Origin of the sequence: Salipiger sp. IMCC34102, assembly GCF_004145405.1 — a bacterium.
Taxonomy (GTDB): domain Bacteria; phylum Pseudomonadota; class Alphaproteobacteria; order Rhodobacterales; family Rhodobacteraceae; genus Loktanella.
This window is the reverse complement of record NZ_SELQ01000043.1, coordinates 1-255: the sequence shown is the minus strand read 5'-3', so window position 1 is coordinate 255 and position 255 is coordinate 1. Positions and strand designations below refer to the sequence as shown.

Annotated in this window: 1 pseudogene; it reads left to right on the top strand. The window is 74.5% G+C overall.

Annotation, left to right across the window (positions count from 1 at the left end):
• Positions 1-255 (top strand): annotated as a pseudogene (locus tag EU805_RS17610) (polysaccharide biosynthesis protein); the annotation flags it as partial.

The window sequence follows — 255 nt, the reverse complement described above, 5'->3', positions numbered from 1 at the left end:
GGCGCGGCCTACCAGGCGCAGTGGCGCGAGCCGACCGTGTCGCGGGCGGGGGCGATGTACCTGCGCTCGGAGGCGCTGAACGCGGCCAGGTGCCTGCCCTTGGGCGGGGTGGACGCCGACGGGACGGAGCTGGGCAAGGGCAGCTCGCTCGCCCAGGCGATCCTGCGCGGCGAGCGTCTGTCGCGCAACGACCTGCTGGACGTGCGCGTGGGCGAGGATCCCACCTTCAGCGGGTCCTACGTGGTCTCGCGCGAC